This is a genomic window from Flavivirga algicola (genome assembly GCF_012910715.1).
In the GTDB taxonomy this organism is placed as follows: domain Bacteria; phylum Bacteroidota; class Bacteroidia; order Flavobacteriales; family Flavobacteriaceae; genus Flavivirga; species Flavivirga algicola.
Genome location: NZ_JABBHF010000005.1, coordinates 158,221 through 184,149 on the forward strand (window position 1 = coordinate 158,221; position 25,929 = coordinate 184,149).

The 25,929-nt window shown below is 33.9% G+C and carries 27 protein-coding genes; 8 read left to right on the forward strand and 19 right to left on the reverse strand.

Annotated features, from left to right (window positions below):
* The first annotated feature begins 164 nt into the window (after positions 1 to 164).
* From HHX25_RS10235 to HHX25_RS10245, 3 genes are read left to right on the forward strand one after another with little or no spacing between them, the layout of a single operon-like run.
* The gene (locus tag HHX25_RS10235) at positions 165 to 1,463 is read left to right on the forward strand and encodes a DEAD/DEAH box helicase (protein ID WP_169672807.1); all 1,299 of its coding nucleotides are present in this window, start codon (positions 165 to 167) and stop codon (positions 1,461 to 1,463) included.
* An 8-nt stretch (positions 1,464 to 1,471) separates the two neighbouring features.
* On the forward strand, positions 1,472 to 1,681 hold the full coding sequence (locus HHX25_RS10240) for a DUF6500 family protein (protein ID WP_169672809.1): 210 nt from the start codon (positions 1,472 to 1,474) through the stop codon (positions 1,679 to 1,681).
* A 5-nt stretch (positions 1,682 to 1,686) separates the two neighbouring features.
* Positions 1,687 to 1,917 carry a VF530 family protein gene (locus HHX25_RS10245; protein WP_169672812.1) on the forward strand — a complete coding sequence of 77 codons (231 nt, stop codon included), beginning with the start codon at positions 1,687 to 1,689 and terminating at the stop codon, positions 1,915 to 1,917.
* Between the two features lie 48 nt (positions 1,918 to 1,965).
* Here the strand turns inward: HHX25_RS10245 and HHX25_RS10250 are convergent, their stop codons facing one another.
* From HHX25_RS10250 to HHX25_RS10290, 9 genes are all read right to left on the reverse strand, one after another.
* Positions 1,966 to 2,418, reverse strand: coding sequence for a tRNA (cytidine(34)-2'-O)-methyltransferase (locus HHX25_RS10250; protein ID WP_169672814.1), 453 nt, complete (start codon positions 2,416 to 2,418; stop codon positions 1,966 to 1,968).
* Between the two features lie 3 nt (positions 2,419 to 2,421).
* Complete coding sequence (locus tag HHX25_RS10255; protein ID WP_169672816.1) at positions 2,422 to 2,871, reverse strand: DUF805 domain-containing protein; 450 nt, start codon at positions 2,869 to 2,871, stop codon at positions 2,422 to 2,424.
* On the reverse strand, positions 2,864 to 3,634 hold the full coding sequence (trpA, locus tag HHX25_RS10260; protein ID WP_169672818.1) for a tryptophan synthase subunit alpha: 771 nt from the start codon (positions 3,632 to 3,634) through the stop codon (positions 2,864 to 2,866). The genes HHX25_RS10255 and trpA overlap by 8 nt, the downstream gene beginning before the upstream one ends.
* A 296-nt stretch (positions 3,635 to 3,930) precedes the next feature.
* Positions 3,931 to 5,115, reverse strand: a complete 1,185-nt coding sequence (trpB, locus tag HHX25_RS10265) for a tryptophan synthase subunit beta (RefSeq protein ID WP_169672820.1) — start codon at positions 5,113 to 5,115, stop codon at positions 3,931 to 3,933.
* An 85-nt stretch (positions 5,116 to 5,200) separates the two neighbouring features.
* Positions 5,201 to 5,869, reverse strand: coding sequence for a phosphoribosylanthranilate isomerase (locus HHX25_RS10270; RefSeq protein ID WP_169672822.1), 669 nt, complete (start codon positions 5,867 to 5,869; stop codon positions 5,201 to 5,203).
* Positions 5,866 to 6,651, reverse strand: coding sequence for an indole-3-glycerol phosphate synthase TrpC (gene trpC, locus HHX25_RS10275; protein ID WP_169672824.1), 786 nt, complete (start codon positions 6,649 to 6,651; stop codon positions 5,866 to 5,868). The genes HHX25_RS10270 and trpC overlap by 4 nt, the downstream gene beginning before the upstream one ends.
* Before the next feature lie 88 nt (positions 6,652 to 6,739).
* Positions 6,740 to 7,732: an anthranilate phosphoribosyltransferase gene (gene trpD, locus HHX25_RS10280; RefSeq protein WP_169672826.1), complete on the reverse strand. Its 993-nt coding sequence runs from the start codon at positions 7,730 to 7,732 to the stop codon at positions 6,740 to 6,742.
* A gap of 290 nt (positions 7,733 to 8,022) precedes the next feature.
* Entirely contained in the window at positions 8,023 to 8,589 is a 567-nt protein-coding gene (locus HHX25_RS10285) for an anthranilate synthase component II (protein WP_169672828.1), read from the reverse strand.
* A gap of 299 nt (positions 8,590 to 8,888) precedes the next feature.
* On the reverse strand, positions 8,889 to 10,292 hold the full coding sequence (locus HHX25_RS10290; RefSeq protein ID WP_169672830.1) for an anthranilate synthase component I family protein: 1,404 nt from the start codon (positions 10,290 to 10,292) through the stop codon (positions 8,889 to 8,891).
* A gap of 279 nt (positions 10,293 to 10,571) precedes the next feature.
* Between HHX25_RS10290 and HHX25_RS10295 the strand changes: the two genes are divergently transcribed.
* The 5 genes from HHX25_RS10295 (at position 10,572) to HHX25_RS10315 (ending at position 13,093) form a co-directional block, all read left to right on the forward strand.
* The gene (locus HHX25_RS10295) at positions 10,572 to 11,120 is read left to right on the forward strand and encodes a TlpA disulfide reductase family protein (protein WP_169672832.1); all 549 of its coding nucleotides are present in this window, start codon (positions 10,572 to 10,574) and stop codon (positions 11,118 to 11,120) included.
* Positions 11,121 to 11,127: 7 nt separating this feature from the next.
* Positions 11,128 to 11,751 carry a thioredoxin family protein gene (locus tag HHX25_RS10300; protein ID WP_169672835.1) on the forward strand — a complete coding sequence of 208 codons (624 nt, stop codon included), beginning with the start codon at positions 11,128 to 11,130 and terminating at the stop codon, positions 11,749 to 11,751.
* Between the two features lie 158 nt (positions 11,752 to 11,909).
* Positions 11,910 to 12,227 (forward strand): rhodanese-like domain-containing protein, encoded by a 318-nt coding sequence (locus tag HHX25_RS10305; RefSeq protein WP_169672837.1) that lies wholly within the window; start codon positions 11,910 to 11,912, stop codon positions 12,225 to 12,227.
* Between the two features lie 7 nt (positions 12,228 to 12,234).
* Positions 12,235 to 12,630 (forward strand): rhodanese-like domain-containing protein, encoded by a 396-nt coding sequence (locus HHX25_RS10310; RefSeq protein ID WP_169672839.1) that lies wholly within the window; start codon positions 12,235 to 12,237, stop codon positions 12,628 to 12,630.
* A gap of 193 nt (positions 12,631 to 12,823) precedes the next feature.
* Positions 12,824 to 13,093, forward strand: a complete 270-nt coding sequence (locus tag HHX25_RS10315) for a hypothetical protein (RefSeq protein ID WP_169672841.1) — start codon at positions 12,824 to 12,826, stop codon at positions 13,091 to 13,093.
* 262 nt (positions 13,094 to 13,355) lie between these two features.
* Here HHX25_RS10315 and HHX25_RS10320 read toward each other — a convergent pair whose 3' ends face one another.
* The 10 genes from HHX25_RS10320 to HHX25_RS10365 form a co-directional block, all read right to left on the reverse strand.
* Positions 13,356 to 15,029 (reverse strand): sodium:solute symporter, encoded by a 1,674-nt coding sequence (locus HHX25_RS10320; RefSeq protein WP_169672843.1) that lies wholly within the window; start codon positions 15,027 to 15,029, stop codon positions 13,356 to 13,358.
* 18 nt (positions 15,030 to 15,047) lie between these two features.
* Positions 15,048 to 16,373, reverse strand: a complete 1,326-nt coding sequence (xylA, locus tag HHX25_RS10325) for a xylose isomerase (protein ID WP_169672845.1) — start codon at positions 16,371 to 16,373, stop codon at positions 15,048 to 15,050.
* 16 nt (positions 16,374 to 16,389) lie between these two features.
* Complete coding sequence (locus tag HHX25_RS10330) at positions 16,390 to 17,874, reverse strand: xylulokinase (RefSeq protein ID WP_169672847.1); 1,485 nt, start codon at positions 17,872 to 17,874, stop codon at positions 16,390 to 16,392.
* 3 nt (positions 17,875 to 17,877) lie between these two features.
* The gene (locus HHX25_RS10335) at positions 17,878 to 18,876 is read right to left on the reverse strand and encodes a GntR family transcriptional regulator (RefSeq protein WP_169672849.1); all 999 of its coding nucleotides are present in this window, start codon (positions 18,874 to 18,876) and stop codon (positions 17,878 to 17,880) included.
* 576 nt (positions 18,877 to 19,452) lie between these two features.
* A complete protein-coding gene (locus tag HHX25_RS10340) occupies positions 19,453 to 19,800 on the reverse strand; it encodes an L-rhamnose mutarotase (RefSeq protein ID WP_169672851.1) in 348 nt (115 codons plus the stop codon).
* 12 nt (positions 19,801 to 19,812) lie between these two features.
* The gene (gene fucP / locus HHX25_RS10345; RefSeq protein WP_169672853.1) at positions 19,813 to 21,162 is read right to left on the reverse strand and encodes an L-fucose:H+ symporter permease; all 1,350 of its coding nucleotides are present in this window, start codon (positions 21,160 to 21,162) and stop codon (positions 19,813 to 19,815) included.
* Between the two features lie 89 nt (positions 21,163 to 21,251).
* Positions 21,252 to 22,043, reverse strand: a complete 792-nt coding sequence (locus HHX25_RS10350; RefSeq protein WP_169672855.1) for an SDR family oxidoreductase — start codon at positions 22,041 to 22,043, stop codon at positions 21,252 to 21,254.
* 14 nt (positions 22,044 to 22,057) lie between these two features.
* The gene (locus HHX25_RS10355) at positions 22,058 to 22,888 is read right to left on the reverse strand and encodes an amidohydrolase family protein (RefSeq protein WP_169672857.1); all 831 of its coding nucleotides are present in this window, start codon (positions 22,886 to 22,888) and stop codon (positions 22,058 to 22,060) included.
* Positions 22,889 to 22,890: 2 nt separating this feature from the next.
* Complete coding sequence (locus HHX25_RS10360) at positions 22,891 to 24,429, reverse strand: alpha-L-fucosidase (protein WP_169672859.1); 1,539 nt, start codon at positions 24,427 to 24,429, stop codon at positions 22,891 to 22,893.
* A gap of 29 nt (positions 24,430 to 24,458) precedes the next feature.
* A complete protein-coding gene (locus HHX25_RS10365; protein WP_169672861.1) occupies positions 24,459 to 25,889 on the reverse strand; it encodes a tagaturonate reductase in 1,431 nt (476 codons plus the stop codon).
* Between the last annotated feature and the right edge of the window lie 40 nt (positions 25,890 to 25,929).

The following is a 25,929-nucleotide window of genomic DNA, read 5'->3' on the forward strand; positions in this document are numbered from 1 at the left end:
GGGTTTTAAGCGAAAAACGAAGTTAGTTGTTTTTCTTTTAAAAAAGATAATTAAAAGGTCGTGGAGAAAATTAGCTGTACATTTGCGCCTTAATTAAAGAGGTGATGTTTAATTTATAAGTTGTCATCTCGCACCCCCCAATAAAGGGCTACCAAACAATTTATATGTCATTTAATTCATTAGGCCTCTCTCAAGCTTTGCTAAAAGCGATTAGCAAAAAGGGATACACAACTCCGTCACCTATACAGCAAAAAGCCATTCCACCTGTTCTAGAAGGAAAAGATGTTTTGGCATCTGCCCAAACAGGCACAGGGAAAACAGCAGGTTTTACATTACCGCTTTTACATATACTTTCTGAAAACCCGAAAGAGAAATACAGGCCTATTCGTGCTTTAATTTTAACCCCAACAAGAGAATTAGCAGCGCAGGTATATGCAAATGTTAAAGAGTATAGTGAGTTTTTGAATCTACGAAGTGCTGTTATTTTTGGTGGTGTAAACCAGAAACCTCAAGTAGCAAGGATTCGCCAGGGAATTGATATTTTAGTGGCAACTCCAGGACGTTTATTAGACCTGGAAAGCCAAGGGTTGCTATCGTTAAAAAGAATTGAAATTTTTGTTTTAGATGAAGCCGATCGCATGCTGGATATGGGTTTTTTACGTGATATTGAACGAATAATAAAGATGGTTCCAGACAGAAGACAAAATTTAATGTTTTCGGCAACGTTTTCAAAAGATATAAAGAAATTGGCTCACGGCATTTTGCATCATCCAGTACAAGTGGAGGCTACCCCAGAAAACACTACTGTAGAGGCTATTAACCAGAAGGTTTATCGTGTTGCTAAAGGTTTAAAAACAGGATTGATTATTAAATTGATTTCTGACGGTAATTGGAAGCAAGTACTCGTTTTTACACGTACAAAACATGGTGCAAATAGACTTTGTAAAAAAATGATAAGTGCTAATATTAGTGCAGCTGCGATACACGGAAATAAAAGTCAGAGTGCCAGAACTAAAGCACTGACAGGGTTTAAAAAAGGTAGCATTCGTGTTTTAGTGGCGACCGATATTGCTGCCAGAGGATTAGATATTCCGTTATTGCCACATGTTATAAATTTTGAGCTGCCTAATATTTCTGAAGATTATGTTCATAGAATAGGAAGGACAGGCAGAGCAGGGGCCAAAGGAGAAGCTTTGTCGCTGGTTAGTGCTGATGAGACAACGTATTTGAAAGGTATTGAGAAACTGATAGATATGAAGCTTCCAGTGGAAATTATAGAAGGTTTTGAACCCGACCCCAATGCTTCTACAGAGCCAGAAAAAAGACAACAGGGGCGCGGTGGAAATAGGTCTAGAAGAAATTCGGGTTCTGGAAATTCAAGAACAAGTAGACATAAAAATAATAATTCAAGACGACGTTCTAAGGGGAATAATGATAGACGTAGTGGTAATAAAAGACATTAGAAAATAGTATGCAAAAAATTTTAAAAGACAAAATTATTGAGATTTGTAATAAAAAAATAAAAGAGAAAGGTCCCAATGTGGGTTTGTCTTTTTATGCTTTTTTTGCCAATAAAAATGATAATCCTGAGTTGCTCATGGAAGCAGCGACTTGGTGGATTATGGAACATAAGTTGGACCATTTTGAAAAAGCTGTAAAGATTAAGAGCCTGATAAAATAAGTTTTATGGAAACACAGCCCAATAACCCATTACACGGAATAAAACTAGAACAAATTATCAATGATTTGGTTGCATATTACGGTTGGGAGTATATGGGGTATACCATTAAAATTAGATGTTTTACAGATAACCCTTCTGTAAAATCGAGCTTAAAGTTTTTACGCCGTACACCTTGGGCGCGAACTAAAGTGGAAGCGATGTATTTAAATATGTTGAAGAATAGAAAAAGGAAATAAACGATACTTTAGGAGTTGCCTTTTAACGTCACGGATATTACAGTTCTATTATTGTAATTGTTTTAACCCTTCATAAACCACAATACTAACAGCATTTGCTAAATTTAAGCTCCTAACATGCTTACTGTACAATGGAATTTTAAAAAGCCTGTTTTGATTCATTTCAATGATAGACTTAGGCAGTCCAACAGATTCTTTTCCGAAAACTAAAAATAAATTGTCTTCAAAAGGGAGGTTCCAATGATCTTTTTTTCCATGACTGGAAAGAAAAACCATTTTTTGATCTTTATTTTTTAGGAAAAAATCATCAATACTATCGTAATAAGTTACCGATAAATGCTGCCAATAATCCAATCCAGCACGCTTTAATCGGGTGTCGTCAATCTCAAAACCAAAGGGTTTTACCAAGTGTAAACGAGACCCTGATGCTAGTGCTAAGCGACCAATGTTACCTGTATTGTTAGGGATTTCGGGTTCTATTAATACGATGTTTAAGTGCATAATTTAGTTGTCTAATAGTGGTTTTCCAATTTCATCAATTTCATCATAATCATTATTGGCTTTTGGATCGAGGCCATACATGTTTGGTCTATGATCCCCATCTGTACACATTAAAACGAGATACCAAATTCTTCCAACTAGAGGGATTAAATTTATAAAAAGATAGCCCCCACTTTTTCCAGTATCATGCAAGCGCCTTACATTAACTGCCAGCCAGGGAATTAAAGTACCCAGTAAGTAACCAATTATAATGATGCCAAATAATGAATTTTCAAAAAGATCTTCTAGAGCAACTGATACAAAACCTAGTAAAAAAAACAAACCAATTTGAAACAAAAAAAACACCCAATATTCCTGTCGCCTTGCTCTACCAGAAAAATTAGCGTAGTTATCTATTAAAACAGTTAGATACCATTTTAAAAAACCATGTCTCTCGACTTTCAATCTATTCATGGTTTAATATAGAGCTTACAAAATTACCGATTTTGCTAATCCCTTCATTGGTTATATGTTTTACAAAAGCACTACCAATAATAGCACCTTTGGCATAAGTAGTTGCTTGAGTAAACGTTTGATTATTGCTAATACCAAATCCGACAATTTGAGGGTTGTTAAGGTTCATGCTACCTATACGCTCAAAATACTGGGTTTGTTCTTCTCCAAAACCAACTTTGGCACCAGTGGTGCTGGCACTACTAACCATATAAATAAACCCATTAGAAATAGAGTCTATGTAGCGAATACGGTCATTGCTAGTCTGTGGTGTTATTAAAAATACATTTATTAAACCATACTTTTCAAAGATGGGTTGATATTTTTCATGATATACATCTACTGGTAAATCGGGGATTATTAAGCCGTCAATACCGATTTCTTGACATTTTTTGCAAAAAGCTTCTACACCATATTGAAACATCGGATTAAAATAACCCATAATAATCAAAGGAATATTAACCGATTGTCTAATGTCTTTTAGTTGCTCAAAAAGAACCTCGGTTGTCATGCCATTTTTTAAGGCTTGTGTAGAACTTGCCTGAATGGTTGGACCATCTGCTAAAGGATCACTAAAAGGTAAGCCTATTTCGATCATATCAACACCGTTTTTTTCTAAATCCTTAATGATAGAAGCGGTATCGTTGATATCTGGATAGCCCGCTGTGAAGTATATAGAAAGTAACTTCTTGTCTTCTTTTAGTTTTTGATTTATTCTGTTCATTTTTTTGTCATTCCTGCGAAAGCAGGAATCTATTTTTTAATTATATTTTTCTTTTGTTCATTTTTTGCTTGTCCAAAAAACGAACCAAAAAAAGACATCCAAGTCAAGGAATTTTTCAGTTTTTCAAACTGAAAACCAATTTGAAAACTCCGCGTCGAACTGTGTTCTCCTGTTTTCGGAGCTTTTCTTCATTTATTCTTCGCCTTGGCAGATCAATTCGCAGAATTGACTCGGGACTTGAATATTTAGAATGTTCTGTTTTTAACTTAAGTTCTAACTTTATTTTTTATGTGCATTTATATTTTAAAGTAATCAATATAATTCTCTAAATCTTTATCACCCCGGCCAGACAAACTCAGCACTACCACATCGTCTGGTTTAAAACTTTTTTGTTCGAAAATAGCAAGGGCATGTGAGCTTTCTATAGCAGGAATAATGCCTTCTAATTCGCATAATTTTAATCCAGCTTTCATAGCTTCGTCATCTGTAATAGCCATAAATTCTGCACGTCCTGTTTTACATAAATGGGCATGCATAGGTCCTACACCTGGGTAATCTAAACCTGCAGATATAGAATAAGGTTCTGTTATTTGACCATCGTTTGTTTGCATTAATAAGGTTTTGCAACCATGTATAATACCTTCTTTCCCCAAAACAGATGTTGCGGCACTTTCACCAGAATCGACGCCCAAACCAGCAGCTTCAACGGCAATAATATTAACATCGGTTTCATGTAAAAAATGATAATAGGTTCCAGCAGCATTACTTCCTCCACCTATGCAAGCTACCACATAATCGGGGTTTTCCCTTCCTTCTTGTTCTTTTAATTGCCATTTGATTTCTTCTGAAATAACAGATTGAAATTTGGTCACCATATCTGGATAGGGGTGTGGGCCAATAGCTGAACCTATAATATAATGTGTGTCTACTGGGTTGTTTATCCAATCTCGAATCGCTTCATTGGTAGCATCTTTTAGGGTACGGCTTCCCGAAAGAGCAGGCACTACGGTAGCACCTAACATTTTCATTCTAGCTACATTGGGGGCTTGTCTTTTTATATCGATTTCTCCCATATAAACAATGCATTCTAAGCCCATTAAAGCACAAACGGTAGCGGTGGCAACACCATGTTGCCCTGCACCAGTTTCGGCAATAATTCTGTGTTTGCCCAGACGTTTTGCCATAAGTATTTGGCCAATGGTATTATTTATTTTATGGGCTCCTGTATGATTGAGATCCTCCCGTTTTAAATAAATTTTGGTATTGTATTTTTCTGAAAGGCGTTTTGCAAAATAGAGCGGGGAAGGACGTCCTACATAATCTTTTAAAAGTTGATCGAACTCCTTTTGAAACTCAGGTTCTGCCATTACTTTAAGGTAGTTTTGGCGTAACTCTTCTACATTTGGATACAGCATTTCGGGAATATATGCTCCTCCAAATTCGCCATAGTATCCTTTTTCGTTTACGTTGTAATTTTTCATATTTTTTGTCATTCCCTCTAAGGAGAGTATCTGTTTAATTTTGATTATAATTTATAATGGATTCCGCATCACACTTCGACGCCGCTCAGTTTATGAGTACGGATGACAAACTTTGTTTAAACTCGTTTAATTTTTCAATACTTTTCAATCCTGGTTCTATTTCGAATTTACTATTTACATCTAAGGCATAACAATATTTTGAAGCCTCACTGTGTTTGAATTTTTTAATGTCTTCAATTTGGTCTAACCCAATACCTCCACTTAAGAAAAAAGGTTTGGTTGAGGGATAATCGTTTAATACACTCCAATCGAAGGTATACCCATTCCCCCCAGGTAATTTTCCTTTTGTGTCAAATAAAAAATAATCACAGACACCTTCGTATGGTTTTAAAATCTCAAAATTGAATTCGTCTTTTATAGAAAATACTTTGATTATTTCAATCTGAATAGGTCTTGTATTCTTATTACTTCGCTCCTTAAAAAACTGTTTCAGTTCTAAACAATATTCTGGTGATTCTTTTCCGTGTAATTGAACAGCTTGAAGTTGATGCTTATCTATTTGTTCGATAATATATTCCAGACTTTCGTCTACAAAAACCCCTACTTTTTTAATGGATTCTGGTAATTTTGGAATATGACTATTAAAATGTCTTGCAGATTTTTTATAAAATATAAATCCAAGATAGTCAGGTTGCAAATTGGCAATTTGAGTGATGTTATCTTTATATTTCATTCCGCAAACTTTCAGTTTCATGGTTGTAAGTCTTTTATAAATTGTTTGGCACTTGCGCCTGCATTATCCGTTTTCATAAAGTTTTCACCAATTAAAAACCCTTGATATCCATAAGGTTTCAATTCTTTAATAGCTTCAATATTACTGATGCCACTTTCTGAAACTTTAACAAAATCATCTGGAATTAATGAGCTTAATGTTTTGCTGGTTTCTAAACTAACTTCAAAGGTTTTTAAGTTTCTATTATTTACGCCTAGCATATCTAGCGTGGGCATGACAGATTTATGTAATTCTTCTTCGTTATGAACTTCTAATAAAACATCTAAATTCAGACGTTTTGCAAATTCTGAGAATTGTTTAATTTCCTCTCTGGTTAAAATGGCTGCTATTAATAAAATAACATCGGCACCATGTGCTTTAGCTTCTAACAGCTGATATTCATCTATAATAAATTCTTTTCGAAGTAATGGTAAATTACAGCTTGCTCTGGCAAGTAATAAATCGTCTAGGGAACCACCAAAATACTTGCCATCTGTTAAAACCGACATACCGCAAACGCCTGCATCTTCGTAACCTTTTGCTACATCTTGAACGTTTAGACTTTGATTTATTACTGATTTTGAGGGTGAACGTCTTTTATGTTCTGCAATAATACCTGATTTGCTGTGTCGTAAGTTATGTGCTAGGGAAATCGTTTCTCTTTGGAACAAAACAGATTGTTCTAATTGCGTTACTGGAATTAAACTTTTTCGAAGGTCAACTTCCTTACGTTTGTCTTTAACTATTTTATCTAATATGGTCATTTGTGGTTTTCAGTGTTAGGTAATCGGTGTTCAGTAATCAGTGAAATGGGATAATGTTTCGAACTGTTTATTGCATACTGTAAAATCATTATTTACTTAACTCAATTAATGTATCTAAACTCGCTTTCGCCTTTCCTGAAAGCAGTGATTCTTTTGCTTGCTCAAAACCTTCTTTGTGGCTAATTTGCTTGGTTGTTGCTATGGCTAAGCCAGCATTAGCACAAACCACATTGTTCTGAGGTTCGGTTCCTTTTCCTTCGATAACATTTACGAATATTTTGGCAGCATCTTCAACCGTATTTCCTCCAAAAATAGATTCTTGAGTGATTGTTGAAATCCCTAAATCTTCTGGTGAAAACATGGTTTCGGAATTATTAGAAATAACTTTAGTATTGCCTGTTAGAGAAATTTCATCATAACCATCTAATGCGTGAACGATACTATAATTTTTATCTGTATTTTGATATAAATAGCCATATAAGCGTAACAATTCCAGATTAAAAACTCCTACCATTTGGTTTTTAGGAAATGACGGATTAACCATGGGGCCTAGCATATTAAAAAATGTTTTTACACCTAGTTCGCGACGAATAGGCGCTACATTTTTCATGGCAGGATGGAATAATGGCGCATGCAGAACACAAATACCTGCTTTGTCAATTGATTTTTTTAGGAAATCTTCGTCATTAGAAAATTTAATACCTAAATGTTCCATAACATTCGAAGACCCGCAAGCAGAAGATACGCCATAGTTACCGTGTTTAGCTACTTTAACTCCAGCTCCAGCAGATACAAATGATGATAGGGTTGAGATATTAAAAGTGTCTTTGCCATCACCACCAGTTCCGCAAAGATCAATAGCATTAAAGTCTTTTAAATCTATGGCAATACATAATTCTAAAAGGGCATCTCTAAAACCACGTAACTCCTCCAAGGTAATACTTCGCATCATAAAAACCGTAAGAAAAGATGCAATTTGGCTTTGGTTGTACATGCCGTTAGAGATGTTTACCAATACTTGTTTTGCTTCTTCACTTGAAATGCTTTCGTGATTTATAAGTCTGTTTAATAAGTCTTTCATTTTTCTCTTTTTATTTGTTCATTTTGTCCTAAATACAAAATCCTTCGACTACGCTCAGGATAAACTAAGCCAAAAATCATATCAAGATTAGGAAATTGCTAAAGCAATATTCACTTTCTGAATTACGTGCTTGAAGCTGTGCTTCGCATCTCCATTCCTTCTTTTATTATTTCTGAATTTTGATGATTCCGACTGTGTCGGAACTCCAAGTTCAATTCAGATTTCATTGTTTAATTATCATTATAACCTTTTCAACTGAGTAGGTACGGCTCACTGCTTACAGAATACTGCTAACTATTAAGCCAGTTTTCTAATATTTTTTTTCCGTTTGGTGTTAATACAGATTCTGGATGATACTGAACGCCTTTTACATCGTAGACTTTATGTCGCAACGACATGACTTGTCCGTTTTCATCAAACGAAGTGGCTTCTAAACTATCAGGTAAATCAGGGTTGACTACCCAAGAATGATATCTGCCAACTTCTATATTTTTATTCAGACCTTCAAAAATGGGCTCGTCATCGACACTAATGGTGACATTTGTTGAAACACCATGATATACTTCATCTAAATTAATGAGCGATCCACCAAAAACCTCACCAATAGCTTGCTGTCCTAAACAAACACCTAAAATACTTTTAGTAGGAGCAAATCTTTCAATGATTGGTTTTAATAAACCAGCTTCATCTGGAATACCTGGACCTGGAGATAATACAATTTTATCAAAAGGTTCTACATCATCTAAAACCAATTTATCATTTCTAACAACGATTACCTCACAATTTAAATCTTCTAGGTAATGAACTAAATTGTATGTAAAACTGTCGTAATTATCTATAACTAATACTTTTGTCATTTTTTGTCATTCCTACCTTGGCAGGGATTTATTTTTAGTTAAACTTTTTCTTTGTTCATTTTGTCTTGATACAAAATCCTTCGACTACGCTTAGGATAAATCAAGCCAAAAATCATGTCAAAATCAGGAAATTGCTTAAGCATCATTCGCTTCCAAAACTACGTGCTTAAAGCTTCGCTTTACATCTCCATGTCTTCACTCATTATTTGTTGATTTTGACTTTTCCGACTATGTCGGAATTTCAAGATTGATTTATATTTTAAGTTTCTATTTCTATTCTTTAATTAATTCCTGACTTTTTATATTTCTTCTGCTAATTCAATAGCCTTTGTTAATGCTCCTAATTTATTATATACTTCTTGTAATTCGTTTTCCGAGTTGGATTTTGAAACTAACCCAGCACCAGCTTGCCAATGTAGCTTGTGGTTTTTACTCAAGAAGGTTCTAATCATAATGGCATGATTAAAATTACCTTCAAAATCCATAAAGCCTATAGCACCACCATAAAAAGAACGACTTGTTTTTTCGTATTGCTCGATAAGTTGCATTGCTCTGTGTTTTGGTGCGCCGCTCAATGTTCCCGCAGGAAATGTGTCGGCAACCACCTGCATCGTAGAGGTGTCTTGATGTTTTTGACCAGTAACCTTACTTACTAAGTGAATAACGTGAGAGAAAAACTGAACTTCTCTGTAAGTATCCACATTAACACGGCTTCCGTGACGACTCAAATCGTTTCTGGCTAAATCTACTAACATAACATGCTCAGCATTTTCTTTATCATCTTTAACCAATTTCTTAGCTAATTTGGCATCTTGAGAATCATTCCCAGTGCGTTTAAATGTTCCTGCTATGGGGTGAATCTCGGCTTTGCCATCACTTACAATAAGTTGTGCTTCTGGCGAACTACCAAAAATCTTAAAATTGCCGTAATCGAAATAAAATAGGTAAGGGGAAGGGTTTATGCTTCTTAAAGCACGGTATACATTAAATTCATCGCCTTTAAATTCTTGTGCAAAGCTTTTAGATAAAACCAACTGAAATACATCCCCTCTAGCACAGTGCTTTTTTGCTAACTCTACATGCGTTTTATATTCATCATCTGTTAGATTAGAGGTAATGTCTCCTTTTGAGTAAAAACTGTAAGAAGCAAAGTTTTTAACTTTGATGAGGTGGTCTATTTCATCAATATTATTTTCAGTATTATGACAATGAGCAAAAATATAGGCTTCGTTTTTATGATGATTTATGGCAATGATATTCTGATAAACAGCATAGTATACATCTGGAATGTGTGTTGAATCATCTTTTTTAGAAATGTCAATATCTTCGAAGTAACGAACAGCATCATAGGCTATATAACCAAAAATACCATTATTTATAAATTTAAATTCGGTATCAGAATTAACGTCGAATCGCTTAGTGAATTGGTGTATTTCTTCAGAGACGTCAATACCATCCGTTATTGGTTTTTCTATAGTACTTCCATCTGGAAATGTTTGATTAATAACTTCATTTTCAACTTTGATAGAAGCTATCGGATTAAAACAGATATAAGAAAAACTGTTGTCATTTGCATGATAATCACTACTTTCTAGTAAAATACTGTTAGGATACTTATCTCTAATTTTTAAGTAAATACTAACAGGTGTAATCGTATCTGCCAGAATTTTTTTGTAATGCGTGTATAAATTATATGTTGTCATATTAATTTTTATTATTAAAAATATGTATTAAAAAAGGCTTGTCGTGAATGACAAGCCTTTTTCGATATTTTAAGTTTTAAATATACTAGGTTTTCTTCACGAACGTAAGTTTCTGAAGCTCCACCACCAAGTATTATTTAAAATTGTATTCATCTTTAATTTTTTGTTGGTTCAAATATAGAAATGAAAATATAAATACGCAATAGTTTAAAACATTTTTTATTTAAAAGTTTGTTAAACTATAATATAAACAGTGAAGTATTAATTAAATTTAGGGCTATGAAATTAAAACTGTTAATTGTTGCAATATTAATAATAACATCAAGTTGTAAGAACGAAAACAAAATTGCTGAAGAAAGCACAGATGTTGCTAAAAAAGAAGCTGATAACACTATAGATCCTAATGATATCGTATTGGAGGTATACGATTATAAAGGTTTTGAAAAATTTCTTAAAAAGAAAGACGATAAAATATATGTTATTAATTTTTGGGCAACTTGGTGCAAACCTTGCGTAAAGGAGTTGCCATATTTCGAAAAATTAAACGAGCAATACAGCGATAAAAATGTAGAAGTTATTTTGGTTAGTTTAGATTTTCCTCATTTATATGAGTCTAAACTAAAACCTTTCATTAAGAAGAAAAATTTAAAATCTAAAGTAATCGCTTTAGATGATGCCGATATGAATTCATGGATACCAAAAGTAGATGAAGATTGGTCTGGAGCCATACCAGCAACTCTTATATATAAAAACGAGGCCAGTAAATTTTTTGAGGGATCGTTTACTTATGAAACGTTAGAAACAGAGATTAAACATTTTTTAAAATAAATATAATATGAAAAAGATAGTCAAGATAATTTCGGTAGCATTTGTTGTGCTTTCCATAAGTGCATTTACAATGTATAAAACAGCCTCAACAGATGGAGGATATAAAATAGGTGATATCGCTGAGGATTTTTCGCTTGAAAATGTAGACGGTAATATGGTTTCGTTATCAGATTATAAAGATGCTAAAGGTTTTATAGTCACATTTACTTGTAACACGTGTCCTTATGCTGTTATGTATGAAGATAGAATTAACGATTTAAACAAAAAGTATGCTTCAAAAGGGTTTCCCGTAATTGCTATCATGCCAAATAATACAGATGTGAAGCCTGGCGATAATATGGAGGCCATGAAAACACGTGCAAAAAGTAAAGGTTTTACTTTCCCTTATTTGTTAGATAAGGGACAAAAGGTGTATCCTAAATTTGGAGCTACTAAAACGCCTCACATATTCTTATTACAAAAAACAGATAAAGGTCATGTGGTAAAGTACATAGGTGCTATAGATGATAATTATAAAAGTGCTTCGGCAGTAAAGACAAAGTATGTTGAGAATGCTGTTGATGCCCTTTTGGAAGGAAAAGAAGTTAAACAAACAGAAACCAAGGCTATTGGTTGTTCTATAAAGGTTTAGGATATGTCTTTGTTAGTGTACAAAATCTAAAAAGTAAATAGAACCTAAATATGTAGTTTAATATTTACAACAATCTGAAGTGTAATACTTCAGATTTTTTTTCGTCTATAATTTTAGATGTACTAATTTTGTACCTACGTAAATTATATTTAAAAAAAATGGAAGATTTAACACAAGATGAATGGGCATCGCAACTAGCTGATGACAATAACGCAGTTGTATTAGATGTAAGAACAGATGAAGAAGTTGCCGATGGTATTATAGCTAATGCCATACATATAGATATATATAGGGGGCAGGAGTTTATTTCAGAAATCGAAGATTTAGATAAAAACAAAAATTATTATGTTTATTGCCGTTCAGGTAATAGAAGTGGTCAAGCCTGCTCTATTATGGAAGAGCTAGGTTTTGAAAATACTTATAATCTTGAAGGTGGTATTTTAGAATGGGCAGGCGACTTGGTCGATTTAGATTAATAACCGAATGAAACGTTTAGTCCTGTTTTTATGCTCCTTGTTTAGCATAAGTATTACTGGCTGTAAGCAATCATCATCCAAAGGCGTTATAAAAATAGTTTCTCCAAAAGAGACACGAATGCTTTTAGAAGAAGAAACCATACAATTTATTGATGTTAGAACCCCCAAAGAGTTTGATAAAGGGCATATTAAAGGTGCACAAAATATAGATTATTTGTCGGGTAGATTTAATTCGGAGGTTGAAAAATTAGATAAAACTAAGCCTGTTATATTGTATTGTAGATCGGGGAAACGGAGTGCAAAAAGTAGTAAAAAATTGTTGAACGCTGGTTTTGCCGAAATATATGATTTAGAGGGAGGTATAATAAAGTGGAAAGAAGCAGGATTTGAAACTAAATTTTAGTAAGTATCACTAAATTTATTATAACTGTTTACATCGTTTTTTGCTAAATAGCTCATTCAACTACTTTTTTAGTACTTTACCTTTTTTATTTTTAGAAGAGAAATCATTTTTTCTATCTTTATATAAAAGTAAGCTGTTTTATAGTTAAATAGCTTTTTTTTAAGGTTTTAACTTTATTATTATTTAAAATAAGATGGAAAACGGTTACGTAATATTAGGCATAATTGCATTACTATTTTTAAGTATGTATGGTTACTCGTATATGTCGGTAGCCATGGAAAAATTCAGACTTAACAGAGCAAAGAAAATTGATGCTCAGAAAGAAGAATTAAGACGTCAACAGCGTATTAAAAACCAAGAGGCTAGGGAAGAGAAGTTTCGTAAGTTTAATAAACGAAAAGAAGAAATTAAACACGAGCTTATGTTGTTGGAAAAAATGAAGGAAAAACAAAGAGTCAGTTAATTAAAAATTAATAATCCCTTTCTAATAAGAAAACCTTTTGAATATAAATAATATATATTCAAAAGGTTTTTTTATGGAGTAAGGTCAAATAATAAGCTTACTTTAACTTGAGTTCGACTTTTCTAGGTTAATTATATCTGTTTTAAAATTAATTTATGCTAGGTACTTCGCCTGTACTCAGTATAGGCGCAGTCGAAACCTTACTTAAAAGCTGTAAATTTCGACTGCTTTCAGTGCGACAAATCGAACGCAGTTTATATTATCATCCAGTAAAGTAACTAAGTACCCCAATCACTAATAGAACAAGAATAACAGATAATACTACATCGATTCGATCATAGCTATCTTTATTAGCAGTTCGCTGTTCATCTGTAAGCGTACCAAACGACAAGCCTTTAATAAGACTGTAGTCTGGAGCTGTAGTAGCTAAACTTACCGAAATACAAAGTATTACAGATAAGATAAACATGAATATGGCCATATGAGCAAAATTAATAGTTGCAAAACTATAAATAAAACTATCTATATGTTCTCCAGCAGCTATTTGGGGTTGATAATAAATTTCGGAACCCAGTCGTATAATTAACAAAGCTAACCCAGCTAGCAATGTGGTAATTGCTGCAGTAGAGTTTACACGTTTCCATATGATACCAAGTAAAAAGACTGCCGTAACTGGTGGTGCTATATACGATTGTACATTTTGGAGGTATTGGTACATCACGCCACCTCCAATTTTTTCCATAATAGGAATCCAAATAATTCCTAGCACAACAATAAACCCTGTCGCAATTTTACCTGTAGTAAGCAAGGATTTTTCAGATTTATTGGGTTTGAGTTTTTTATAAATGTCAATAGTAAATATGGTAGAACAGGAGTTAAATACAGATGCTAAAGAACTCATTAATGCCGCCATTAATCCACCTGCAACTAATCCTTTTAAACCAACGGGTAGTAATGTTTTTACAAGCATAGGAAATGCCCTGTCTGCTTTTTCAACCGAAAAAATTTCAGGATTTTGTATGGATAAGGCAAAAGCAATAATTCCTGGTACTAAAAAGATTAAAATAGGCAACAATTTTAAATAGGCACCAAAAATAGCACCTCTTCTCCCTATCTTAATATTATTGGCTGCCAACGTTCTTTGAACGATGTATTGATCTGTACACCAATACCAAATACCCACAATAGTACCACCTATTAATAGTCCAGTCCATGGGAAATTAGGATCGCTCATAGGGCGCCACATGTTAAAATGATCTGGGCTTGCAGCTGTTACTGTTTCTCTAAGTTGAGACCACCCTCCAACTTCTTGTAATCCTAAATAGGTGATAATTATAGAACCTAATATTAAGATGACGGTTTGCAGTGTTTCTGTATATATCACCGCTTTCATACCTCCAACAACTGTATAAATTCCTGTAAAGACTACGATGCCTATGGCACCATACCAAAAAGGAATTCCTAACAATTCTGAAACCACAATACCACCAGCATATATAGTAACCGACACTTTAGTGAGTACATATGCAACTAATGAGAATAATGATAAAAACCATCTGGATCGTGAATCGAAACGTTTTTCCAAAAATTCGGGCATGGTAAAGGCGCCACTTCTAATATAAAATGGCAAAAACAGCCAGCCCAATAATAATACAATCCAGGCGTGAAGTTCGTAATGTGCCATAGGGGTTCCAGATTCAAAACCTGTCCCGGCGAGTCCTACCACATGCTCAGATCCAATGTTTGAAGCAAAAATAGAAGCTCCAATAACGAACCATCCTACATTTCGACCTGCCAAAAAATAATCCTCGGTATTCTTGTTTTTTTGTAGCACAACCCATACAGCTACTGCGACAAGGGCCAGAAAATAAATTCCCAACACAACCCAGTCTAAATTTTCCAGTACCGATTGTGCGGCTAAAAAATTATTCTTCATAGTTTATAATTTTGTTGATTAGATATATTGATTAATTATGTTCTCAAACAATTCTTGTTTTCCGCTTTTTAGAGACAATTCGCCATTTTCTTGAGCTATTTTGTATAGATCTTCTAAATTCAGGTTGCCTTTTTCAAATTCTAACCCTTTTCCTGAATCGAAGGAGCTATAACGTTCTGTTCTTAATTTTGTGTAAGGAGAAGTGGTTATGATTTTATCGGCAATTAATAAGGCCCTGGCAAAGGTATCTGCTCCACCAATATGTGCATGGAAAACATCTTCCAGATCTGTTGAGTTTCTTCTAATTTTTGCATCAAAATTAACGCCTCCACCTTGTAAGCCTCCTGCTTTTAAGAAAACCAACATGGCTTCAGTTGTTTCTTGGATATTGTTAGGGAATTGATCTGTATCCCACCCGTTTTGGTAATCGCCTCGGTTGGCATCCAAGCTTCCTAACATACCTGCTTTTGCTGCAACTTCCAATTCGTGTTGGAAAGTATGTTGGGCTAATGTAGCATGATTTACTTCGATATTGATTTTGAAGTCTTTATCTAATCCGTACTCCTTTAAGAACCCTATAGCAGTAGCAGAATCAAAGTCATATTGGTGTTTAGAAGGTTCCATAGGTTTGGGCTCTATGAAAAAATTTCCTTTAAATCCTTGTGCACGTGCATAATCTCTACACATGTTTAGGAAACGCCCCATATGATCTAATTCACGTCCCATATCTGTATTTAATAAAGACATATAACCTTCACGGCCACCCCAGAATACGTAGTTTTCACCACTTAGAGCAATTGTTGCATCCAAGGCCAATTTAATTTGACCACCAGCTCTAGCAACCACACCAAAATCTGGGTTTGTAGCGGCACCGTTCATATAGCGTGGATTAGAAAAACAATTAGCCGTACCCCAAAGTAATTTAACACCAGAAGCTGCCTGCTTTTCTTTTAGGTACTTTGTAATTGTTGATAATCTTTTTTCAGACTCTGCAAAAGTTGATCCTTCTTGAATCAAGTCATAATCGTGGAAGCAATAGTAGCCAAATCCCATTTTAGTAATGAATTCAAAAGCGGCGTCTGCCTTGTCTTTAGCAGCTTGTACTGGATCTGTAGCCCGGTCCCATTCGAAATTTTGCGTGCCTGGACCAAAAGGATCCGAACCTTGTCCACAGAATGTATGCCAGTAAGCTACAGAAAATTTAAAATGTTCTCGCATGGTTTTACCTGCAACGACCTGATCTGGGTTGTAGTATTTGAATGCTAATGGGTTATCTGATTCTTTTCCTTCAAATTTAATTTCACCGATACCTTTGTAGTACTCTTTGTTTCCTATAGTTGCCATATTACTCTAAAATATTTTATTTATTGTTTAATATAATTTCTAATTCTTTCTTCCAATTTTGATAAGCCTCCATATAAGGAACCTTATTTTTATTAGGTACAAAAGTCATTACATGATCATTTTTAGTAATGTTTGCACCAAATTTTTCAAAATCACCATCAGTTAAACCAGCAGCTCTTGCAGCTCCTACAGATCCTGTGGTATTGTAAATTTCTATTTCGTGACCTATTAAAGTAGCTACTGTATTCGAAAATATTTCCGATCGGAACAAATTGTCATTTCCAGCTCTAATCACATTAATTGCGGCATTATCACCTTTTAAAATATCCATACCATAAACAAAAGAAAAAGCAATACCTTCCAGTGCAGCACGATATAAATGACTGTCATTATGCTTATTGAAGTTTAGGTTACAATAATGTGCTCCTATATTTTTATTGTTTAGCATTCTTTCTGCTCCATTTCCAAAAGGAATAACACAAAGACCGTCGGAACCTATAGGAACTTCATTCGCTTTGTTATTCATCGTTTCATAAGAATTACTAGCCAGATTGTCTTTTAACCAGCGGTATTGGATGCCTGCTCCATTAATACATAATAGTTTCCCTAACGTGGGATTTTCTTTTGTGTAGTTTACATGTGCAAAATGATTAATTCTTGAGGCTTCTTTTGATTTTAATGTGTTTGTAACGGCATAAACAACACCCGAAGTGCCTCCCGTAGCAGCAACCTCTCCATGGTTAAATACATTTAAGGATAGTGCATTATTGGGCTGATCGCCAGCTCGATAGTTTACAGAAATTCCTACTGGTAATCCTGTCTCGGTAGCAGCTTTTTCATTAACAGTTCCTTGATTTGTAAAGTTGTCTACAATATCGGGGGTTAATGAAGGATCTATTCCATAATGTTTCAACAGGAAACTGGCTAATGTATCATCTTTATAATCCCAAAGTATACCTTCTGACAAACCATTTTTTGTCGTATTTATAATACCAGTTAACTTGTAAGCAATAAAATCTCCAGGTAACATATACTTGTAGATTTTTGAATACAATTCTGGCTCATTTTCAAGAACCCATTTTAATTTCGAAGCTGTAAAGTTCCCTGGTGAATTTAATAATTTAGTTGTACAGACGTCATGTTCCAATCTATTGAATGCCTCATTTCCAATTTCAACGGCTCTACTGTCACACCAGATAATAGAATGACGTAAAGGTTCTCCTTGTTTATCAACAACGACTAATCCGTGCATTTGGTAAGAAATTCCAATGCCAGAAATCAAAGAGGCATCAATATTTGCTTCTTTAATGGCTCTTTTTGTAGCAATACAAACATATTCCCACCATAAGTTGGGGTCTTGTTCCGCCCAATCTGAATGAATGGCAATAATTTCCATTTCATTTTGTGGCTCGTGAAGTGCTACTAATTTTTCTCCTGTTTTTGCATTTACAATAGCAACTTTCACAGAAGAACTTCCTAAATCATATCCTATATAATACATAGTTTATAGTGATTCTCTTAATATTAAGTTTGTGGGTATAAATTTTTGTATGGGGGCATCTTTATAAATAAATTCTGCAGCTTTCTCTCCCAAGGTTTTAAAATTGGTTGAGATAACAGAAATACCTTTATAAATAAATTTTTTCATAGGGGTTTCGTTGTATGACAAAAAACCTACGTCTACCCCAGGTTCTAGATCATAACTTCTGCATTGTTCCAAAAATGTTCCTAAAAAACGATCGCTAACACTAATATAGGCTACGTTTTTTTCAATCTTGAAGTTCTTTATGTCTTTGATTACTTTATATTTAAATAGAAAGTTATTACAATATCTTTCGAAATGAGAAATAGCTTCTATGGGATGGTACGTGAATTTTGGGTAAACAAAATGGATTTCTTTATATTTTTTGAACGATTCTTGGGCATCTTTTAATGCATAAAAAAATGAATCACCAAAATCTTGACAAACAAAATTGCTATCTGTTTTAGCATGTATATTCCAATCTATTAAAAGTAGCTTTTCATTTCTAAAACCATTTAAAACAGAAGGAATGGCATCGTTGTCGAACCCCATAACAACATATTTATAGTATTTTCCTTTGCTATTATTTAATATGGTTTTGAAGTTTTCAATATTGTAATGATGAAATTGTACATCTGTTATAATATTATCTGGAAGGTTGTTTATAAAAGAATGGTACAAAACTTCTTTATAGGCTTTAAATGTATCTAATACTAAAAGCACTTTTCTAGTAACGTTAGCAACGTAATATCCTTTATTAGGAACAGAATCTATTACTTTTTGTTCTTTTAATATGGTGTATGATTTAAAAACTGTGTCTCTTGATAGTTTATATTCTTTACAAATACTATTCACAGAAGGAAGCATATCTCCAACAAGCAACGTATCGTTAGCTAAGGCATCATTAATAGCGTTAACCAATTGCTGATATTTTGGAATATCGCTATTAAGATTGATATTAAAAATAAATTTATTTTTCATTTTAATCTGTCCTGTTCTGTTCTGGTTTGTAAATATATAAAAACTGTTTTAATTTGACATATTTAGTAGATGTTTTAAAGAAAAAAAACTTGATGGTTAAAAAGAGGTCTAAAAAGCATTTGCGATTGGATTTGTTAGATAAAGCATTTCAGCTTAAGCTTTTTGAATGCTTTAGTTGCGTTCTATATGACAACATATTTGCTTTTAAGACCTCATTTTGTCATCAACAATTCAAAAATTGATTAGCTATTAATCATTTTTAAGTAAAATTGTCAAATTTTTTGGTGTTTGTTGGTACTTAAAATGGTCTAAATAGGTCGGTATAGCGTTCAAAATAACTTAATTGGTTGATTTTGCTTACTAAAAAATGAAGCTTCGTTAATTTAGAAAGCTGAAAACAAAAAAGAGTTCCTAATTAAGTAACTCTTTTTTAGGACTAGTCAACAAAAACATATAAAAAGAAAATCTCAGAACAAACCATGGTTTGTTCTGAGATTTAATATATTTAATCCTAGTTAAAACTGTAATGCTTATTTAGGACTAGTCATTTTATTAAAAAATGAACTGAACAAATGCCTATTCTCCTAGTTTAAATACCTTTTCTAAAGCGATCCATTTTTCACCGTCTTTAGCCCAAGGTAATTCTTGTTGGTAATCCCACATCAGGTTTTCCCACTCTTGTACTTTAGGATTATTGGCATCCATTTCAGCTTTTTTTGCGGGATCAAAAGTTTCATCAACTTCCATGATCATAAACATTCTATTTCCTGTTAAGTAAATTTCCATATCAACAATACCAGAATCTTTAATGCTTTTGGTTATCTCAGGCCAAGCGTTGCCTGCTGCATGATAAGCTTTGTATTCGGCAATGAGTTTAGAATCATCTTTTAAGTCGCACGAATAACAATATCTTGTTGTATTCATATTTTTATTAATTTAAATAGTGGCTTTTTTTGTTACTTTATAAGCGTAAATTCCATAAAGAGCTACGAATACAAGACATATCATTGGTAGAATGAATGAAAAATGAATTTCCGTAATCCCACCAGCTATAACATCACCAAAAACTTCTTCGTCGTTTACTGTATCTCCGAAATCCATTATAGCAGCTTGGATTTTAGGTAAAAAAGCGCCTCCTACAATAGCCATAATCAATCCAGATGATGCTAATTTTGCTTCTTCTCCCATATCTTTGAGTGCTAGCCCATAAATTGTTGGGAACATAATGGACATGAAAACAGAAACCAGTACTAAACAAACTAAACTAGTTATACCAGTGGTAGTCATAACTCCAATACATAAAGCTGCTGCAGCAACAGCGAAGTAGGTTAGCATTCTTGCTGGATTTATTTTTTTCATTAAAGCGGTTCCGATAAACCTTGTAGAAACAAATAGTATCATGGCAGCAATGTTCCAGAAAGTACCATCAACTTTATCTCCGTCATTTAATCCTTCATTAATATATTCAACTAATTGAAAAATAGCTGTCCAACACATAATTTGTGCGCCTACGTAAAACATTTGGGCTATAACTCCGAACAGGTAGGTCTTACTCTTAAAGATTCGATTGACAGATTCTTTAATAGACAAATGTTCTCCCATAGTCATTGACGGAATCTTAGTTTTCAAAATGATGAAGAAAACTACCGCAACAAATAAGCCTACGGCTATATATGGTGTACTAATAATATCCAAATCATGCGCTTTTATTTCTGCAGCTTTTTCAGTACCAAGGGCAACAATTTCGGAGCTATCATCATAATCTGCAGACAAAATTCTATCAAGTACAACAAATTTGGCGATCATCATCCCAGTTAGAGAACCTATAGGGTTAAATGATTGAGCTAGGTTTAGTCGTTGGGTTGCGGTTGATGGATCTCCCATTGATAGTATGAGCGGGTTGGATGTCGTTTCGAGAAATCCTAGTCCACAAGTAATAACGAATAAGGAAATTAAGAAATATGTATAGCTGCCTTCCAGAGCTGCTGGATAAAAAAGAACAGCACCTATGGCATATAACGCAAGGCCAAGTAAAATACCTGATTTATAACTAAACCTTCTAATAAAAAGAGCAGCAGGAATGGCCATGACTCCATAGCCAAAATAAAATGCAAATTGTACGTTATAAGCCTCTTTGTTAGAAAGAATCATAACCTTTTTGAAAGCGGCCACCATTGGATTAGTTAAGTCATTAGCAAAACCCCACAATGCAAAAATTGATGTTGCTGCAATAAAAGGAACCAATAAATTCTTTGGAACGACAGGTATGTTTTTTAGTTTGCTCATAATGTATTTTATTTAGTTGATAAATATATTCTTAAGTTTAGTTTAAACATGTTTTGTTTGTTCAAAAAAAGAGAACAAATGATTTTTTGTTATTCGGTTAACAATGATCTGTCTAAATGCACATACCCACCATCACAGAATATAAACTGTCCTGTAGTATGTGATGATCTATCTGAAATAGTAAAAAGACAGGTGTCTGCTATTTCTTGTGGCGTTGTCATTCTATTTTCTAAAGGAATTTTCTTTACTATGGACTTTAGCTTTTCTTCACCATTCTCTAAGGTTTGAATCCAATTGTTATAGGCTGGTGTCCAACTTTCTGCAATAATTATAGCGTTAACTCTAATCTGGTCTTTTATTAAATCTACAGCCCACTCACGTGTTAGTCCCAGTACACCTCCTTTTGATGCCGCATAACCAGAGGTGCCACCTTGTCCAGTAAGGCCTACTTTAGAACCTATGTTAAGAATGTTTCCTTTCGATTTTTTTAGTAACGGTAATGCATATTTTACAACTAAGAAATAACTAATCATGTTGAGTTTTAATGAGTTCATAAAATCTTCGTAAGACGCATCTAGCCCAGCACCATCATTTACTCCAACATTATTAATCACAACATCGATTCTTCCATATTTTTCTGAAATAGTTTCAACAGCACTTTTTATTTGCTCTGGGTCGGTAACATCGGTCTGACAAAAAATAGCATCAATACCTCTTTGTTGTAATTTTTCAACATAACCAAAACCTCTGGCATTTCTATCGATAACTGCTGGCGTAGCTCCTTCATCTGCTAGCTTTTGTAAAATGGTTTCCCCAATACTACCTTTAATTCCTGCAGCTCCTGTTATAACAACTACTTTTCCTTTTAATCCTAAATCCATTTTTTAATATTTTATTATTTTAAACTATAGAATTTAATAGCATTCCCTCCCATAATGGCAGCCTGTTCTGTAGAACTCATTTGTGCTATAAATTCTGTTACTAATTCTTTTACTTTTTTATAATTGCCTGCAACCAAACAAACTGGCCAATCTGACCCGAACATGGTTCTTTCTGCTCCAAAAACTTCCAAAACTAAATTCATGTATGGATGTATTTGTGCTGGTGTCCATGTATTAAAATCGGCTTCTGTTATCATCCCAGACAATTTGCAATACACATTTTCGTGTTTTCCAATTTCTTTCATCAAAACCGCCCAGCCGTCGTAAAAACCATCTTTTATGTATGGCTTAGCAATATGATCAATCACAAATCTTTGGTTGGGAAACTGTTTTACAAATTCCAAAACAGCACCTAATTGATGTGGGAACACTAAAATATCATAGGTGTAGTTATGCTTTTCTAAAATAGAGATTCCTTTCAGAAAGTTTGGGCGCAACAAAAAATTAGAATCTTCTTCACCTTGAACAACGTGACGAAAACCTTTCAGTTTTTCATATTCTTTATAAGTCTCTAAAACGCTTTCTAGGTTGTTAGCTCTTAAATCTGCCCAACCAACTATACCTTTAATAAAATTATTTTTAGAAGCTAAATTTAATAAGAAATCAGTTTCAATAAGTGTTTGGTCTGCTTGTACAGCTATACAGCCGTCAACATTATTTTCAGCATAAACTTTTTTTAAATCATCAGGTAAAAAATCTTTACGAATGGCAGACATACTGTCATCGATCCATTCGTGTTTCACTGGTTCATAATTCCAGAAATGTTGGTGGGAATCTATGATCATTTTTATGCTGAGGTTTCTATTTTAATTACTGTGGCCATGTTGTCTACTACTTTTGAAGGGAGTTTAACTTTTAACCCTTCTTTTGTGTCGATAGACCATTCTATTTTTTCGTCACTTCCAAGAATGGAGACAGATTCTATTCTTACATTGTCTTTTATATTCTTTTTTGCAAAAGCGGTTAATAAGATTTCTTTATTTGGTACTGTTTCACCCATTATAATACCATAGATATTGTAATCTTTCGTTGTGTAACGAATATCCTTGTTGCTGTATTTTATTTTATGGAAGGCTTTATGATTTCCGAAATGTCCCTCAGGCTCTTTTGTTGGGCCTTCACCAAAAGTGTACCAAGCTTCTGTTCCATAAATAGCCTCTCCATATTTTTCTAACCAAGCTCCCATTTCTAATAAGCATTTTTCTTGGTTTTCTGGAATGATTCCATTAGCCATCGGGGAAACATTTAGCAGTAATACACCATTTTTGCTAACGATATCTATGAGCATATGTAAAACATCTGTTGACGATTTTACTCCTAAATCTTCTTTGTAAGACCAGCTTCCATTACTAATGGTAGCATCTGTCATCCAGGCTTTAGTACCAATAACATTTTTACGGGACTGCTCTAAATCCATAACACTCATAGACAAAGGGAGATCGTGTTGTTTTCTAACAATGACAACTTCTTTATCTAATTTTTCTGCTTCATTTAAATAATAGGCTGCAAATTCTTTTCTGTAGTTTTCAGGAATAGCATCCAGAACGAAATCAAACCAAATAATATCAGGTTGATAATTATCAATAACTTCTTTTAATTTGCCTAACCAGATTTCTTTATGCCATTTCTCGGCAGGAATGTTCCCGTATAAATAGGCCAATGTTGAGTCTTTAGAAGTAGGGGGCATGCCTTCCATATATGGATAATGGCTCAACCAATTGGTGCCATTCAATTCTGTATTCCTTTGCAAATTTCTGGCATGATGAAAGGCCGTAATAAACTTCATGCCTTTTGATGTAAAGGCCTTTTTCAATTCGCCTGTTACATCGCGCTTGGGACCTTTGTCCATAGCATTCCAAGGGGTTATTTCACTATCCCACATGGCAAACCCATCATGGTGTTCTGCCACTGGACCTGCAAATTTAGCGCCTGCTTTTTTGAATAATGTTGCCCATTTTTCAGGATCAAATTTTTCTGCTTTGAACATGGGTACAAAATCGTGGTATCCAAATTCAGATGGGTGTCCGTATTTTTCAACGTGATGTTTGTAAACACGATGGTTTTCTAAATGCATGTATCTCGGGTACCATTCATCATGAAACGCAGGTACGGAATAGATGCCCCAATGAAAATAGATCCCTAATTTAGCATCCTTAAACCAATCTGGGTCTTCATTGTGTTTTCCGAGGGAAGCCCAATCCTTTTCATAGCTATCTTTTGTTTCTTCCTTTATTGTGACCGTCTCATTTTTTTCTTCTTTCTGGACACAACTTCCTAAAGAAATAAGAAAAAGAAAAACTAAAATTTTTAAATAAGAAACTTTCATACTGTTTTGGTTTAAAATGCTATTTAATTTCACAAAGCTTTTAATGCTTGCTTCATACCGTTTAAAACGATATTTTCTAATTGATAGGTTACAAGGTCTAAAAGCCCGTCAAATTCGGTTAAGTCGACTCCCCAAAAATCAGTATTGGATAACGTTGCTTTTGCTATACTAGGTAAATCCCCTGTAGCCCATTGTGTTGCAAAGAAATCTAATGCCGATTGATCGTCTTTTAGATCTATCGTTTTACCATCCCTATCTCCTTTATAGAAAACAATTAAAGAAGCTAAAGAGAATAACAACCTATTTGGTAATTCATTTTTTCTTTTGATATATTCTAAAACCGATGGCAGGACTCTTGTTTTGTATTTTGAAGTTGAATTCAACGAGATACTTATCAAGGCATGCTCTAAATATGGATTTCTAAAACGATCCAAAACATCATTAGAAAACTGATCTAATTCTTCTTTGGAAAGATCTAAAGTCGGACAAATTTCATTAAAAATAGCATCTTTTAAAAAACTGCCAACAACATGATCTTCTAAAGACTCACGTACTTTGTCTATTCCATATAAATATCCAACAGGAACCAAGGTTGTATGCGCGCCATTTAAAATTCTTACTTTGCGTGTTCTGTATGGTTCCATATTGTCTGTAAACACGATATTTAATCCGCATGCGTCAGCAGGAATTTCTTCTTTTACAGAAGTTGGTCCTTCAATCACCCATAAATGAAATTGCTCGCCTTCAACAACCAGATTGTCTTTATAGCCCAATTCCTCAGTAATAGCATCCATTTTATCTCTTGGATACCCAGGAACTATTCTGTCTACTAAAGTATTGCAAAAAATATTATCTTCATGAATCCATTCAACAAATGCGTCTCCTAAATTCCAATCTGAGGCATATTGCAAAACAATTTTCTTCAAATTATCACCATTCTTATCAATCAATTCGCAAGGAATTATAATCATGCCTTTATCTGAAGCACCTCCAAAAGTTTGAAACCTTTTGTAAAGTAAAGCTGTTAATTTTCCTGGAAAACTGGATTGGGGCGCATCATCTAATTTATCACTGGCATTATAAGCTATTCCAGCTTCAGTCGTATTAGAAATAACAAAGCGCAAGTTTGGGTTTTCAGCATTTGCTAAATAATCGGTATAGTTTTCATAAGGGTTGATACCTCTTTGGATACAGTCTATAATTTCGTGTTCACTAATGGCTTGTCCATTTTTAATACCATTTAAATATAGTGTATATAGACCATCTTGATCATTCAACATATTAATCAAACCTTGATCGATGGGTTGTATAGCCACAACTCCAGCATCAAAACCTGCTTTTTTATTCATTTCATGAATCATCCAATTGGCAAAGGCACGTAAAAAATTTCCTTCTCCAAATTGAATAATACGTTCTGTATATGTGTTTGTTTTAGCTGTCTTTCTATTTAATGCATTCATTTTTTATTAGCTTTTAGCTATTAATCTTTAATTTTTTTGA